The organism is Micromonospora sp. Utrum1 (assembly GCF_057197805.1).
In genome coordinates this window covers 6,107,469-6,122,154 of record NZ_CM170071.1, presented here as the reverse complement: position 1 = coordinate 6,122,154, position 14,686 = coordinate 6,107,469, and the positions used below count along the sequence as shown (strand labels likewise).

Annotated in this window: 11 protein-coding genes; 9 read left to right on the top strand and 2 right to left on the bottom strand. The window is 74.2% G+C overall.

The genetic code is table 11. The features are described 5' to 3' along the window. The first annotated feature begins 21 nt into the window (after positions 1-21). The 9 genes from AC0OLQ_RS28675 (at position 22) to AC0OLQ_RS28635 (ending at position 12,216) form a co-directional block, all read left to right on the top strand. Positions 22-642: an EboA domain-containing protein gene (locus AC0OLQ_RS28675; protein ID WP_357341233.1), complete on the top strand. Its 621-nt coding sequence runs from the start codon at positions 22-24 to the stop codon at positions 640-642. After that, positions 642-1,493: a TatD family hydrolase gene (locus tag AC0OLQ_RS28670; RefSeq protein WP_484528841.1), complete on the top strand. Its 852-nt coding sequence runs from the start codon at positions 642-644 to the stop codon at positions 1,491-1,493. The genes AC0OLQ_RS28675 and AC0OLQ_RS28670 overlap by 1 nt, the downstream gene beginning before the upstream one ends. After that, positions 1,493-2,680 carry a metabolite traffic protein EboE gene (eboE, locus tag AC0OLQ_RS28665; protein ID WP_484528840.1) on the top strand — a complete coding sequence of 396 codons (1,188 nt, stop codon included), beginning with the start codon at positions 1,493-1,495 and terminating at the stop codon, positions 2,678-2,680. Before AC0OLQ_RS28670 ends, eboE begins: the two co-directional genes overlap by 1 nt. Further along, positions 2,677-4,071 carry an alkaline phosphatase family protein gene (locus AC0OLQ_RS28660; RefSeq protein ID WP_484528839.1) on the top strand — a complete coding sequence of 465 codons (1,395 nt, stop codon included), beginning with the start codon at positions 2,677-2,679 and terminating at the stop codon, positions 4,069-4,071. Before eboE ends, AC0OLQ_RS28660 begins: the two co-directional genes overlap by 4 nt. Continuing rightward, positions 4,068-5,135, top strand: a complete 1,068-nt coding sequence (locus tag AC0OLQ_RS28655) for a polyprenyl synthetase family protein (RefSeq protein WP_484528838.1) — start codon at positions 4,068-4,070, stop codon at positions 5,133-5,135. Before AC0OLQ_RS28660 ends, AC0OLQ_RS28655 begins: the two co-directional genes overlap by 4 nt. Positions 5,136-5,420: 285 nt before the next feature. Further along, complete coding sequence (locus AC0OLQ_RS28650) at positions 5,421-8,255, top strand: ricin-type beta-trefoil lectin domain protein (protein ID WP_484528837.1); 2,835 nt, start codon at positions 5,421-5,423, stop codon at positions 8,253-8,255. A 58-nt stretch (positions 8,256-8,313) separates the two neighbouring features. Further along, the gene (locus AC0OLQ_RS28645) at positions 8,314-10,425 is read left to right on the top strand and encodes a ThuA domain-containing protein (RefSeq protein ID WP_484528836.1); all 2,112 of its coding nucleotides are present in this window, start codon (positions 8,314-8,316) and stop codon (positions 10,423-10,425) included. A 79-nt stretch (positions 10,426-10,504) separates the two neighbouring features. Then, positions 10,505-11,002 (top strand): sensor histidine kinase, encoded by a 498-nt coding sequence (locus AC0OLQ_RS28640; protein WP_484528835.1) that lies wholly within the window; start codon positions 10,505-10,507, stop codon positions 11,000-11,002. Positions 11,003-11,205: 203 nt separating this feature from the next. Continuing rightward, a complete protein-coding gene (locus AC0OLQ_RS28635) occupies positions 11,206-12,216 on the top strand; it encodes a sugar phosphate isomerase/epimerase family protein (protein WP_357341252.1) in 1,011 nt (336 codons plus the stop codon). A 45-nt stretch (positions 12,217-12,261) separates the two neighbouring features. Here the strand turns inward: AC0OLQ_RS28635 and AC0OLQ_RS28630 are convergent, their stop codons facing one another. After that, positions 12,262-13,446, bottom strand: coding sequence for an ROK family protein (locus AC0OLQ_RS28630; protein WP_484528834.1), 1,185 nt, complete (start codon positions 13,444-13,446; stop codon positions 12,262-12,264). A 110-nt stretch (positions 13,447-13,556) separates the two neighbouring features. Beyond that, entirely contained in the window at positions 13,557-14,627 is a 1,071-nt protein-coding gene (locus AC0OLQ_RS28625) for a sugar phosphate isomerase/epimerase family protein (RefSeq protein WP_484528833.1), read from the bottom strand. Between the last annotated feature and the right edge of the window lie 59 nt (positions 14,628-14,686).

Below are 14,686 nucleotides of genomic sequence, written 5' to 3'. Positions count from 1 at the left end.
CCGGCTCAGAGGGGAGACGGCATGACACCCGACCGACTGCGCGCCGCGCTGCGGGGCGTACCCGATCCGCAGTGGCTGGACGCGGCCCTGCGCCGCGTCGCGACCGATCCCGCGGCGATCCCGCGGCTGTTCGCCATCGCGGCCCGGAAGTGCGGCCGGGCGCCGCTGCCCGACCCGCCCGGCTGGACCGTCGACGAGGCCGCCCGGACGCTGCTGCTCACCGCGCTCCCCGCCGACCACGCCGCGGCGGCCGAGGCGCTCTACCGGCAGGGCGACGCGGCCGAGAAGCGCGCCGTGCTGCGCGCCTTGCCGCTGCTGCCGATCGGGGCGGAGTGCGTGCCGCTGCTGCACGACGCGATCCGCACCAACGACACCCGGCTGGTGGCCGCCGCCCTCGGCCCGTACGCCCGGCACCTGGAGCAGCCGGCCTGGCGCCAGGCGGTGCTCAAGTGCGTCTTCACCGGCGTGCCGCTGGCCGTCGTCGACGACCTGACCGGCCGGGCGGACGGCGAGCTGGCGGCGATGCTGGCCGGGCTCGCCGCGGAGCGGCACGCGGCCGGCCGGAGCATGCCCGCCGACGCCACCGACCTGCTCGACCGGCTCGGCGCCGGCTCGCACCCCACCACCGCCAGGGAGGCGTGATGCGCATCTTCGACCCGCACATCCACATGACGTCCCGGACCACCGACGACTACGAGCGGATGGCCGCGGCCGGGGTCCGCGCCGTGGTGGAGCCCGCGTTCTGGCTGGGCCAGCCGCGCACCAGCGTGGACACGTTCGTCGACTACTTCGACTCGCTGGTCGGCTGGGAGCCGTTCCGGGCCGGCCAGTTCGGCGTCCGGCACCACGCCACCGTGGCGCTCAACCCGAAGGAGGCCAACGACCCGCGCTGCCGCCCGGTGCTCGACCTGCTCCCGCGCTACCTGGACAAGGACGGCGTGGTGGCGGTCGGTGAGATCGGCTACGACTCGATGACCCCGGCCGAGGACGCCGCCTTCGCCGGTCAGCTCGCCCTGGCCGTGGCGCACGACCTGCCCGCCCTCGTGCACACCCCGCACCGGGACAAGGCGCGCGGCGTCGAGCGCACGCTTGCCGTGGTCGCCGAGTCCGGCATCGACCCCGGGCAGGTGCTGGTCGACCACCTCAACGAGATCACCGTGAAGCTGGTCCGGGACACCGGCTGCTGGCTCGGCTTCTCGATCTACCCGGAGACGAAGATGTCGCCGCCGCGGATGGTCGAGCTGCTACGGACGTACGGGACCGAGCGGATGCTGGTCAACTCGGCCGCCGACTGGGGGCGCTCCGACCCGCTGCTCACCCGGGCCACCGGGGACGCGATGCTGCTCGCCGGGTTCACCGAGGACGACGTGGACCGGGTGCTGTGGCGCAACCCGGTGGAGTTCTACGGCCAGTCCGGCCGGCTGGACCTCACCGACCTGGACGGCTCCGAAGCCACCTTCGCCGGCAACTCCATTCTGCGCGGGGGCGAGTGATGCGGCTCCGGCACGCCGACGGGACGACCGTCCACCTCGGCTACTGCACCAACGTCCACCCCGCCGAGGACCTGCCCGGGATCCTCGCCCAGCTCGACACGTACGCGGTCGAGGTCCGGCGGGCGCTCGACAGCGACCGGCTGGGGCTCGGGCTCTGGCTGGCCGCCCCGGTCGCCGCCGCGCTCGCCGCCGACCCGGCGGCCCGCCGCCGGCTCCGGCACGAGCTGACCGTACGCGGGCTGGAGGTGGTCACCCTCAACGGCTTCCCGTACGCGGCCTTCCAGGCGCCCGTGGTCAAGGGCGCGGTCTACCACCCGGACTGGACCACCCCGGACCGGCTGGCGTACACCCTGGACCTGGCCCGGGTGCTGGCCGACCTGCTCCCCGACGACGCGGTCCGCGGCTCGATCTCCACCCTGCCGCTGGCCTGGCGCACGCCGTGGGACACCGGCCGGGCCGAGGCCGCCCGACACCGCCTCGACGCCCTGGCCGCCGGGCTGGCCACAGTGGAGCGGGACACCGGGCGGAGCGTCCGGGTCGGCTTCGAGCCGGAACCGGGCTGTCTGGTGGAGTCCACGGGACAGGCACGCGCGGTATTGTCAGCCATGGATACCGACCGGCTCGGGATCTGCCTGGATCTGGCGCACCTCGCCTGTGCCTGGGAGGAGCCGGTCGAGGCCCTGGCGCGGCTGCGGGACGGCGGGCTACCGGTGGTCAAGGTGCAGGTCTCCGCCGCGGTCGAGGCCCCCGATCCGGCGGGCTCGGCCGGGGCGCTGCGCCGCTGGGTCGAGCCGCGCTTCCTGCACCAGACCCGGGCCGCGGGCTGCGCCGGCGCCGCCGACCCGGCCGACCCGGCGTACGCCGCCGACGACCTGGACGCCGCCCTCGACGCGCGGCTGCCCGGGGCGTGGCGGGTGCACTACCACGTGCCGCTGCACGCTCCACCCGAGCCGCCGCTGCGCTCCACCGTGCCGGTGCTGCGGGCCGCCCTGGCCGCGCTCTACGCCGGCCCGGCCGCCGGCTGCGACCACCTCGACGTCGAGACGTACACCTGGGGGGTGCTGCCGGCGGCGCGGCGGCCGCGCACCGACGCGGAGCTGGCCGCCGGGATCGCCGCCGAGCTGGCCTTCGCCCGCGACGAGCTGGTCGGCCTCGGCCTGGCCACGACGGCGGGGGTGACCCGGTGAGCCGGCGTCTGGTGGTGCTCGACGTGGTCGGGCTGACCCCGCGGCTGCTGGCGCACATGCCCCGGCTGCGGGCGGTCGCCGAGGCCGGGTTCGCCGCCGAGCTGGGCACCGTGCTGCCGGCGGTGACCTGCTCGGTGCAGTCCACCTTCCTCACCGGCGAGCCGCCGGCGGGGCACGGGATCGTCGGCAACGGCTGGTATTTCCGGGACCTCGGCGAGGTGCTGCTCTGGCGGCAGCACAACGCGCTGGTCGGCGGGGAGAAGCTGTGGCAGGCGGCCCGCCGGGTCGAGCCCGGCTACCGGGTCGCCAACGTCTGCTGGTGGTACGCGATGGGCGCCGACGTGGACTGGACGGTCACCCCGCGCCCGATCTACCACGCCGACGGGCGCAAGGAGCCGGACTGCTGGACCGACCCGCCCGAGCTGCACGACACGCTCACCGAGGCGCTCGGCACGTTCCCGCTCTTCACCTACTGGGGGCCGGGCGCCGGGATGCCCTCGTCGCGGTGGATCTGCCGGGCCGCCGAGCGGATCCTCGCCGACCACTCGCCCGACCTGACCCTGGTCTACGTCCCGCACCTCGACTACGACCTGCAACGCTTCGGCCCGTCCTCGCCCCGCGCCGCCGCCGCGGCGGCTGAGCTGGACGCGGTGCTCGCCCCGCTGCTCGACGCCGCCCGCGAGCGGGACGCCACGGTGGTGGCGCTCTCCGAGTACGGCATCACCGACGTCTCCCGCCCGGTGGACGTCAACCGGATGCTGCGCGCCGAGGGGCTGCTGCGGGTCTACACCCAGGCCGGCATGGAATACCTGGACCCGTGGACGTCGCGGGCCTTCGCGGTCGCCGACCACCAGGTGGCGCACGTCTACGTGAAGGACCCGGCCGACGTGCCCGCGGTGGCGAAGCTATGCGCGGCGCTGCCCGGGGTGGCCGAGGTGCTGGACCCCGCCGGCCAGGCCGGCTACGGGCTGGACCATCCCCGCTCCGGCGAGCTGGTGCTGGTGGCCGAGCCGGACGCCTGGTTCACCTACTACTACTGGCTGGACGACGCCCGGGCGCCCGACTTCGCGCGGCTGGTCGAGATCCACCGCAAGCCCGGCTACGACCCGGCCGAACTCTTCTTCGACCCGGCCGCGCCGGGCGCGGCGAAGCGCCGGGCCGCGGTCGCGCTGGCCCGCAAGAAGCTCGGCATGCGCTACCTGATGAGCGTGGTGGGGCTGGACGCCGGGGCCCGGGCGGTGCGCGGCTCACACGGCCGGCTCCCCGCCGACCCGGCAGACGGGCCGGTGCTGCTCTGCTCCGACCCGGCCGCGGCCCGGGAGCGGGTCGCCGCCACCGACGTCAAGGGATTGCTGCTCCAGCTCGCCGGACTGGCCCGGGAGGCACCATGACCGTTACCGTCGCACCGACCGACCCGGCCCTGCTACGGGACCGTTTCGACGCCGCGCTCGGCGCGTTCCTGCGCGAGCGAGGGCCGGGTCGGCCGGACGACGGCACGGCAGACGTGCACGAGGTGCTCCGCCGGTTCGTCCTGGCCGGCGGCAAGCGCCTGCGGCCCCTGTTCTGCTACTGGGGCTGGCGGGGCTTCGGCGGCCCCGACGGCAACCCGATCGTGGTGGCCGCGGCGGCGCTGGAGCTGTTCCACGCCTTCGCGCTGATCCACGACGACATCCTGGACCGCAGCGATCGCCGGCGCGGCCGGCCCACCGTGCACCGGGAGTTCGCCGACCGGCATGCCCGGGCCGGCTGGCGCGGCGACCCCGAGGCGTACGGCCGGCAGACGGCCCTGCTCTGCGGCGACCTCTGCGCCGCCTGGTCCGGCGAGATGTTCCACGGTTGCGGGCTGGACAGCGAGCGGCTGCGCCGGGGCCACGTCCTGCTGGCCAGGATGCGGGCCGAGGTGATCGCGGGGGAGTATCTCGACGTGGTGGCCGCGGCCGGCGACGGCTCGGTGGCCAGCGCCCTCGCGGTGGTCCGGCTGAAGACCGCCCGCTACACGGTCACCCGTCCGGTGCAGGTGGGTGCCGCTCTGGCCGGGGCCGACCCGGACGTGGTGACGGCGCTGACCGGGTTCGGCGACCCGCTCGGAGACGCCTTCCAGCTCCGCGACGACCTGCTCGGCGTCTTCGGCGACCCGGCGGTGACCGGGAAGTCCAATCTGGACGACCTGCGGGAGGGGAAGCCGACCGTCCTGTTGGCGCTGGCCCGCGAGGCCGCCGGGCCGGCCGGGGTGGCGCGGCTGCGGGCGCTGGTCGGTGACCCGGCCCTGGATCCGGCGGGCGCCGCCGAGGTACGCGCCATCGTGGCGGCGTCCGGCGCCCGGGCCGAGGTGGAGCGGATGATCCGGTCCCGGGCCGACGCGGCCCTGGCCGCCCTGGACCGGCTGCCGCTGGCGGAGCCGGCCCGGGCGGCGCTGGCCGACCTGGCGGCCCGGGCCGTGGATCGCCGGCGCTGACGCTACTTTTGTCGCTCATCGACGAAAGTCATTCCGGAACCAGCGGAAGCTATGGACAGCCGAATCGAAAGGTCTTAATGTCGTGCGCAAGCACAGAGCTGTTTCGTCGAGGTGAACCGCCCCCAATCGGCAGCCTCGTCGAGGTGACCACCGGCCGGCCGCAACCACCGGTGGTCACGGCCCACCGAGCCTCATCCGGCGGGCCCGCCGCAGCACCCCCGCACGGCATCCGGCGCGACGCGCGCCCGATCCTGGCTGCGCGCGTCAGGAAAGGACAGCAGAGGCATGTCCAGCCCCCACCACACCCCCACCCGACGCTGGCTTCCCGCCGGATCGGCGCTGCTGCTCGCGGCGGCCGCCGGCGCGGTCGGCCTGGCCGCGGCGCCCGTTCCGGCGTCCGCGCACCCCATCGTGGCGAGCGACTTCCAGCAGGTCGAACTCGCCCGCGGCGTCGCCGAGACCGGCGAACCGATGTCGCTCGCGGTGCTGCCCGACCGCTCGGTCCTGCACACCGCCCGCAACGGCACGCTGCGGCGCACCGACGCCGCCGGCGTCACCACCGTGATCGGCACCCTGCCCGTCTACACCCACGACGAGGAAGGGCTCCAGGGCGTCGGCGTCGACCCCGGCTTCGCGAGCAACCGGCAGATCTACCTCTACTACGCGCCCCCGCTGTCCACCCCGGCCGGCGACGCGCCCGCCACCGGCAGCGACTTCTCCGCGTGGCGGGGGGTCAACCGGCTCTCCCGGTTCAACCTCAACGCCGACTTCACGCTCAACCAGGCGAGCAAGGTCGACGTGCTGGACGTGCCGGCCGACCGGGGCCTGTGCTGCCACGTCGGCGGCGACATCGACTTCGACGCGGCCGGCAACCTCTACGTCTCCACCGGCGACGACACCAACCCCTTCGACTCCGGCGGCTACGCGCCGCTGGACGAGCGGACCGAGCGCAACCCCGCGTACGACGCGCAGCGCAGCGCCGGCAACACCAACGACCTGCGCGGCAAGATCCTGCGGATCAAGGTGAACGCCGACGGGTCGTACGCCATCCCCGCCGGCAACCTCTTCCCGTCCGGCACGGCGCGGACCCGGCCGGAGATCTACGCGATGGGCTTCCGCAACCCGTTCCGGATGAGCGTGGACAAGGCCACCGGCACCGTCTACGTCGGCGACTACGGCCCGGACGCCGGCACCAGCTCGGCCCGCGGCCCGTCCGGGCAGGTCGAGTTCGACCGGATCACCGGGCCGGGCAACTACGGCTGGCCGTACTGCACCGGCACCAACACGGCGGCCGAGACGTACGCCGAGTGGGACTTCGCCACCGGCACCGCGGGCGCCAAGTACAACTGCGCGGGCGGCCCGACGAACAACTCGTTCCGCAACACCGGCCAGGGCACCCTGCCGGCCGCGAAGCCGGCCTGGATCCGCTACGCCGGCGACGCCGGCAGCCCGCCCGAGTTCGGCGGCGGCTCGGAGTCGCCGATGGCCGGCCCGGTCTACCGGTACAACGCCGCCAACCCGTCCACCACCAAGTTCCCGCAGTCCTTCGACGGGCAGTTCTTCGCCACCGAGTTCGGCCGCGGCTGGATCAAGCCGATCCACCTCAACGCCGACGGCTCGCCCGGCACCATCGACACCTTCCCCTGGACCGGCAAGCAGGTGATGGACTCCGCGTTCGGGCCGGACGGGTCCTACTACGTGCTCGACTACGGCACCGGCTACTTCAACGGCGACGCCAACTCGGCGCTGTACCGCTTCGACTACCTGGGCGGCGGCAACCGCGCCCCGGTGGCCCGGGCCGCCGCCGACAAGACCTCCGGCACGGCCCCGCTGGCCGTCGCCTTCTCCTCGGCCGGCTCGTCCGACCCGGAGGGCGGGTCGCTCACCTACGCCTGGGCGTTCGGTGACGGCGGCACCTCGACGGCGGCGAACCCGTCGCACACCTACACCGCCAACGGCCGGTACACCGCCACGCTGACCGTCCGCGACGCGCAGGGCGCCACCGGCACCGCCGGCGTGGTGATCACCGTCGGCAACACCGCGCCGACGGTCACCGTGAACAGCCCGGGCAACGGCCAGCTCTTCTCCTTCGGCGACACCGTGCCGTTCCGGATCACCGTCACCGATCCGGAGGACGGCACGATCGACTGCACCCGGGTCAAGATGACCTACGTGCTCGGCCACGACCAGCACGGCCACCAGATCACCTCGTCGACCGGCTGCACCGGGTCGATCACCATCCCGGTCGACGGCGAGCACGACGACGCGGCGAACATCTTCGCGATCTTCGACGCCGAGTACACCGACGCCGGCGGCCTGACCACGCACACCCAGCACACCCTCCAGCCCCGGCACCGGCAGGCCGAGCACTTCAAGACCTCCGCCGGGATCAACACCTTCGACAAGGCGACCGCCGAGGGCGGCAAGACGGTCGGTGACATCCACAACGGGGACTGGATCGCGTTCGAGCCCTACCAGCTCGGCAACGTCACCGGGTTCAGCGCCCGGGTCTCCTCGGCCGGGGTGGGCGGCAGCCTCCAGGTCCGGGCCGGCTCCGCCACCGGCACCGTGCTCGGCTCGGCCACCGTGCCAGTGACCGGCGGATGGGACACCTTCACCACGGTGACCGGGGCGATCGCCAACCCGCCCGCCGGAACCACCACCCTCTACCTCACCTTCGCGGGCGGCGCCGGCGCCCTCTACGACGTGGACTCGTTCACCCTCACCACGTCGGGCGTGCGCACCGGGCCGATCCGGGGGCTGGCCGGCAAGTGCCTCGACGTGCGCAACGCCGCCACCGCCGACGGCACCCAGATCCAGCTCTACACCTGCAACGGCACCACGGCGCAGAGTTGGACGGTGACCCCGAACTCGACGATCAGGGCGCTGGGCAAGTGCCTGGACATCTCCGGCGGCGCGACCGCCGACGGCACGAAGATCCAGCTCTGGACCTGCAACGGCACCGGCGCGCAGAACTGGTCCGCCCAGGCCGACGGCACCCTGCGCAACCCGCAGTCCGGCAAGTGCCTGGACGTCTCCGGCAACAACTCCGCCGACAGCACCCCCGTGCACCTCTGGACCTGCACCGGCGCGGCGAACCAGAAGTGGATCCTGCCCTGACCCGACGGTGCGGGGCCGGCCGCCCGGCCCCGCACCCCGTCCGGACCTGGAGAGCGACATGAGACTCCTCCGACCCGTCCTCGGCGCGGCCACCGCCGTCCTCGCCACGCTCGCCTGCACCACCCCGGCCACCCCGGCGGCCGCCGCCGACGCCCCCTACGACGTGCTGGTCTTCTCCAAGACCGCCGGCTTCCGGCACGACGCCATCCCGGCCGGCATCCAGGCCGTCCGCGACCTCGGCGCGGCGAACAACTTCACCGTCACCGCCACCGAGGACGCCGCCCAGTTCACCACCGCCAACCTGGCCCGCTACGAGGCCGTGGTCTTCCTCAACACCACCGGCGATGTGCTGAACGCCACGCAGCAGACCGCCTTCGAGGCGTACATCGGCGCGGGCGGCGGCTACGTGGGCGTGCACGCCGCCGCCGACACCGAGTACGACTGGCCGTTCTACGGCAACCTGGTGGGCGCCTGGTTCGCCTCCCACCCGGCTATCCAGCCGGCCAACGTGAAGGTGGAGGACCGCGGGCACGCCGCCACCGGCCACCTGCCGCAGACCTGGAACCGCACCGACGAGTGGTACAACTACCGCACCAACGCCCGGTCCACCGCGCACGTGCTGGCCACCCTCGACGAGTCGTCGTACTCCGGCGGCTCCATGGGCGGCGACCACCCGCACGCCTGGTGCAAGGCGTACGCGGGCGGCCGGTCCTTCTACACCGGCGGCGGGCACACCCAGGCCTCCTACACCGAGGCCGCGTTCCGCGCCCACCTGCTCGGCGGCATCCGGTACGCGGCCGGCCGCAGCAAGGCCGACTGCCGCCCCGAGACCGGCTACACGGCGCTCTACAACGGCGCCACGACCGGCTGGTCCCAGGCCGGGCCGGGCAGCTTCACCAACGCCGACGCCACCCTCACCTCGGTCGGCGGGATGGGCCTGTACTGGTACAGCGCCAAGCAGTTCACCAACTACTCGCTGAAGCTGGACTGGCGGCTGGCCGGCGACGACAACTCCGGCGTCTTCATCGGCTTCCCACCGTCGAGCGACCCCTGGTCGGCCGTGAACAACGGCTACGAGATCCAGATCGACCCCACCGACAGCGCCGACCGCACCACCGGCGCGGTCTACACGTTCAAGTCCGCCGACCTGGCCGCCCGGGACGCGGCGCTCAACCCGGCGGGGGAGTGGAACACCTACGAGCTGCTGGTCGAGGGGGAGCGGCTCCAGGTCTTCCTCAACGGAGTGAAGATCAACGACTTCACCAACACCGACCCGGCCCGGTCGCTCGCCGGCCACATCGGCCTCCAGAACCACGGCACCGGCGACGACGTGTCGTTCCGCAACGTGCGGATCAAGGAGCTGGGGACCACCCCGCCGCCGACCGGGAGCACCACCGTGCAGGCCGAGGCGTTCAGCTCGGCCAGCGGGGTCACCCCGTTCACCAAGGCCGGCGCCAACGGCGGGCAGACCCTGGGGTACGTCGACCCGGGCGACTGGGCCGCGTACCAGGGGCTCGACCTGACCGGGGTGACCGCGCTGCGGGCCCGGGTGGTCTCCGGCGGCCCGGGCGGCACCCTCCAGCTCCGCACCGGCTCCCCGACCGGCACCGTGCTCGGCCAGGTGGCGGTGCCGAACACCGGCAGCTGGACCACCTTCGCCGACGTCACCACCGCGCTGGCCGGCGTGCCGTCGGGCAGCCAGACGGTCTATCTCACCTTCGCCGGCACCGGCACCGGGCTGTTCGACGTGGACGACTTCACCCTGGTCCGCGGCGGTGGGAGCGGCGGCGGGACCGGCCCGGTCCGAGGGCTGGCCGGCAAGTGCCTGGACGTGCGGGGCGGCGCCACCGCCGACGGCACCCAGATCCAGCTCTACACCTGCAACGGCAGCACCGCGCAGACCTGGACGGTGACCCCTAACTCGACCGTCAAGGCGCTGGGCAAGTGCCTGGACGTGTCCGGCGGCGGCTCGGCCGACGGCACGAAGATCCAGCTCTGGATGTGCAACGGCACCGGGGCGCAGAACTGGTCGGCGCAGGCCGACGGTACGCTGCGCAACCCGCAGTCTGGCAAGTGCCTCGACGTGGCGGGCAACAACTCCGCCGACAGCACCCCGGTGCAGCTCTGGTCCTGCACCGGCGCCGCGAACCAGCGGTGGACCCTTCCCTGACGGGCGGGGGCGGCCGCGGACCGGGCGACCTGCGGGATCCGCCCGGTCCGCGGCCGGAGTGCTGCCGTACCTTGACCGTGTGGGACGCCTGGAGCGGTGGCGTCGGGTCGCCCAGGCGCGCCCGAGGATGGGTGGCGGCCTGCGGGCCGCCCTGGTCCGCGCACTGCGTGGCGACGGGCGACCGACCGCGCCCACCGGGCCGGCGCCCAGCCTCACCCGGCTGGACACGCTCATGGACGACTTCGCCGGCCGGCCGGTGCGCTGGACGCTGGGCGGCCAGCCCCGCCCACTGCCCGCCGCCGTCGACGCGGCCGCGTACCGGATCATCGAGGAGGCGCTGGCCGAGGCGCACCGGCACGCGCCGTGCGCGGCCGTCGCGGTCCGGCTGCGTTACACCCCGGCCGGCCTCACCGTCGAGATCCGTGGCGACGGGCCCACCACCCCCGGCGCCGGCTCCGGGCTGCGGGCGCGGGCCGAGTCGGTCGGCGGCGCCTTCCACGCCGGCCCGCGCGCCGAGGGGGGCTGGCTGATCCGCGCCGAACTGCCCGCCCCGGAGGACGAGGCGGAGCTGTCCTGACGGTCCCCGGCCCTTCCGCGCCGGCTGCGGCCGACCTAGAGTGAGGGCGGCGACCGCGAGGTGGCCGGCGACCCGACGGGAGGCGCAACCCGTCGGGGCTTGGACGTGAGCGCGTCCGCCGGTGCCGTCCGCGGCCGCCCGCACCCGGTCGCCTCGCCCCGGTCCGCTACGGAATCCCCCATCACGACAGGGGAGAAGGACAAATGGCGCGACCCATCACGCTCTTCACCGGCCAGTGGGCCGATCTTCCGTTCGACGAGGTCTGCCGGCTCGCCGCCGAGTGGGGGTACGACGGCCTGGAGATCGCCTGCTGGGGCGACCACTTCGAGGTCGACAAGGCGCTCGCCGACGAGTCGTACGTGGACCGCAAGCGGGCCACCCTCGCCAAGCACAACCTCCAGGTCTTCGCCATCTCCAACCACCTCGTCGGCCAGGCGGTCTGCGACCACCCGATCGACGAGCGGCACCAGGACATCCTCCCCGCCCGGATCTGGGGCGACGGCGAGCCCGAGGGCGTACGCCGGCGCGCCGCCGAGGAGATGAAGGACACCGCCCGGGCGGCGGCGAAGCTCGGGGTGAAGACGGTGGTCGGCTTCACCGGCTCGTCGATCTGGCACACCCTGGCGATGTTCCCGCCGGTCCCGCCGGCCATGATCGAACGCGGCTACCAGGACTTCGCCGACCGGTGGAACCCGATCCTGGACGTCTTCGACGAGGTGGGCGTGCGCTTCGCCCACGAGGTGCACCCCAGCGAGATCGCCTACGACTACTGGACCACCAAGCGGGCCCTCGACGCGATCGGCCACCGGCCCGCGTTCGGGCTGAACTGGGACCCGTCGCACTTCGTCTGGCAGGAGCTGGACCCGGTCAACTTCATCTTCGACTTCGCCGACCGGATCTACCACGTCGACTGCAAGGACGCCAAGGTGCGTACGGGCGACGGCCGGCGGGGCCGGCTCTCCTCCCACCTGCCCTGGGCGGACCTGCGGCGCGGCTGGGACTTCGTCTCCACCGGCCACGGGGACGTGCCGTGGGAGGACTGCTTCCGCGCGTTGAACGCGATCGGCTACACCGGCCCGATCTCGATCGAGTGGGAGGACGCCGGCATGGACCGCCTGGTCGGCGCCCCCGAGGCGCTCCAGTTCGTCCGCCGGCTCGCCTTCGACGCCCCGGCCGCCGCCTTCGACGCGGCGTTCAGCAGCAGCCGGGACTGACCTCTCGGGCCTCGGGGCCGGCGTGGCCGGCCCCGAGGCGGGCCCTCAGCAGGCGGCGAAGACCTGGTTGCTGACCAGCCGGGCCGCGCCGACCAGGCCGGCCCGGTCGTCGAGGTCGGAGAGGACGATCGGCATGCTGCCGGTGGCCAGCGGGGTGGAGCGCCGGTAGACCACGCCCCGGATCTCGGCGAGCAGGACCGGCCCGACGCCCGGTGCCGCGCCGCCGATGATCACGATGGCCGGGTTGACGAAGCTGACCAGGCCGACCAGCACCTGCCCGAGCCGGCGGGCGGCGTCGCGGACCAGCGTCTGCGCGGCCGGATCCCCGGCGGTCGCCGCCGCGGCCACGTCGGCCACGGTGAGCGCGCCGGCGGCGGCCAGCCGGTCGGCGAGCGCCGTCGAGCGCCCGGCCCGCGCGGCCGTCACCGCCTCCCGCACCAGGGCGGCATTCCCGCAGTACGCCTCGACGCAGCCGGTGTTGCCGCAGCCGCAGAGCGGCCCGTCCTCGGTGAGCTGGAGGTGCCCGATGTCCCCGGCGCCGCTGGCCGCGCCCCGGTACAGCGCCCCGCCGAGCACCAGCCCGCAGCCCACCGCGTCGCCCAGCTTCACGTAGAGGAAGTCGTCGAACGGCCGGCCGGTGCCGGCGTGCCGCTCGCCCAGGGCCATCACGTTGGCGTCGTTGTCGACCTGCACCGGGCAGCCCAGCTCGGCGGCGATGGTGTCGCGTACCGGGAACTGGTGCCAGCCGGGCAGGGCGGGCGCGGACACCGGGGCGCCTTCCCGCACGGCGACCGGCGCGGGGAGCGCCACCCCGACGCCGGCCAGCCGGGTCAGCCCGGCCTCGGCCCGCAGCTTGCCGAGCAGCTCGACCGCCCGGCCGACCACCACCTCCGGGCCGAGCCGGACGTCGACCGGCTCGTCGTGCCGGGCGAGCAGCGTCAGCTCGCCGTCGGTGAGCGCGACCTCCAGCCGCCCGTCGCCGACCCGCACGGCGCCGAAGCGCACCTGCCGGCCGACCCGCAGCAGGGAGGAGCGGCGCCCACCCCGGGACGCGGCCGGCCCGGCGGTCTCCACCAGGCCCTGCGCGGTCAGCCGGTCCGCCTCGGCGATGAACCGGGCCCGGGGCAGGCCCAGGGCGTCGGCCAGTTCGACCCGCGAGCGCGGGCCGTCGTCGCGCAGCAGACGCAGCAGCCGCGCCTGGTCCGCGCTCTCCGGTCCGACCATCGTCATCACGATCACCTCCCCCCGAATGTGCCACACCGGCGTCACAGGCGCGTGACGCGAGGGGGCCGCTCCCGGTTTCCCGGGTGCGGCCCCCTGCGATCCTCCGGTCGGGTCGGTCAGCCCCGCAGACCCGACATGTGCTGGTAGCTGATCTCCGCGAAGCGCAGCGACCGGCCCGGGTCGGCGGCGCCGCCCGGGGCGTTGTCCTGCTCCCACATCGGGTTGTGGTAACCCTTCGCGCCCATGTTGGCGAAGAAGTTGCCGTAGTCGATGTCGCCCTCGCCGAGCGGCACCATCGCGTAGCCGGCCGCGGTGGCCGGGTCGTAGGTGCCGTCCTTGGCGTGGAACAGCGGGAACCGGATGGGCTGGGCGGCGACCACGGCCAGCGGGTCGAAGACGTTGGTCTGGGTCACCCCGTCCGGGTCGGTGTAGCTGCGGAACCGGTGCTGGGCCACGTGCGCCCAGTAGATGTCCATCTCGAACCAGACCCACTCGGGGTTGGTCCGGCCGATGAAGTACTCCAGCTTCCGGACGCCGGAGGACCGGGTCGGCCGGCCCAGCGCGTCCAGCGGCCCGCTGTCCAGCAGGAAGTTGTACGCGGCGTCGTGGTTGTGCGTGTACAGCTTCAGGCCCCGGGCCGCGGCCATCTCGCCGAAGGTGTTCCACCGGTCCACGGCGGCGTCCCAGTCGGCCTTGACGTTGCTGCCGGTCGGGTCGTTGCCGGTGCCGATGTGCGTCATGCCGAGGATCTCGGCGGTGTCCAGCGTCTGCTCGAACGCGGCGATGGTGTCCGGGCTGACCGTGCTCGGGACCGAGGCGTGCGAGCCGTTGGCGCGCAGCCCGTTGTCGTCGAGGATCTTGCGGATCTCCGCCGGGGTGATCTGCCGGCCGAGGATCGAGGTGTGCTGGGTGTACCCGGCGAACTCGACCTCCTTGTAGCCGATCTCGGCGAGCCGGGCGAGCACCCGCTCGAACCCGTACGGCACGCCGGTGGCGTCCGGGGCGGCGCTGATCCGGTCGCGGACGCTGTAGAGGATGATGCCCCGCTTGCCGGTCGGGACGAGCAGCCCGTTGCCGGCGAAGGCGGCCGACGGGAGCCCGGCGGCGCCGACGGCGACGGCGCCCGCCGCCCCGGCGATGGTGCCGAGCACCCGGCGGCGGCTCATCCCGTGCGATGTCTCGTTCATGTCCTGACTGCCTCTCTGACGGTGCCGGTGGTGTGGAAGGGAGAAGGCGGGTGGGGCCG

What these genes read in the sequence shown, in the direction of transcription:
- AC0OLQ_RS28655 (WP_484528838.1), top strand. Translation starts at nt 4,068, where the DNA reads ATGACCGTTACCGTCGCACCGACCGACCCGGCCCTGCTACGGGACCGT.
- AC0OLQ_RS28625 (WP_484528833.1), bottom strand. Translation starts at nt 14,627, where the DNA reads ATGAACGAGACATCGCACGGGATGAGCCGCCGCCGGGTGCTCGGCACC.
- AC0OLQ_RS28630 (WP_484528834.1), bottom strand. Translation starts at nt 13,446, where the DNA reads ATGACGATGGTCGGACCGGAGAGCGCGGACCAGGCGCGGCTGCTGCGT.
- AC0OLQ_RS28635 (WP_357341252.1), top strand. Translation starts at nt 11,206, where the DNA reads ATGGCGCGACCCATCACGCTCTTCACCGGCCAGTGGGCCGATCTTCCG.
- AC0OLQ_RS28650 (WP_484528837.1), top strand. Translation starts at nt 5,421, where the DNA reads ATGTCCAGCCCCCACCACACCCCCACCCGACGCTGGCTTCCCGCCGGA.
- AC0OLQ_RS28670 (WP_484528841.1), top strand. Translation starts at nt 642, where the DNA reads ATGCGCATCTTCGACCCGCACATCCACATGACGTCCCGGACCACCGAC.
- AC0OLQ_RS28675 (WP_357341233.1), top strand. Translation starts at nt 22, where the DNA reads ATGACACCCGACCGACTGCGCGCCGCGCTGCGGGGCGTACCCGATCCG.
- eboE (WP_484528840.1), top strand. Translation starts at nt 1,493, where the DNA reads ATGCGGCTCCGGCACGCCGACGGGACGACCGTCCACCTCGGCTACTGC.
- AC0OLQ_RS28645 (WP_484528836.1), top strand. Translation starts at nt 8,314, where the DNA reads ATGAGACTCCTCCGACCCGTCCTCGGCGCGGCCACCGCCGTCCTCGCC.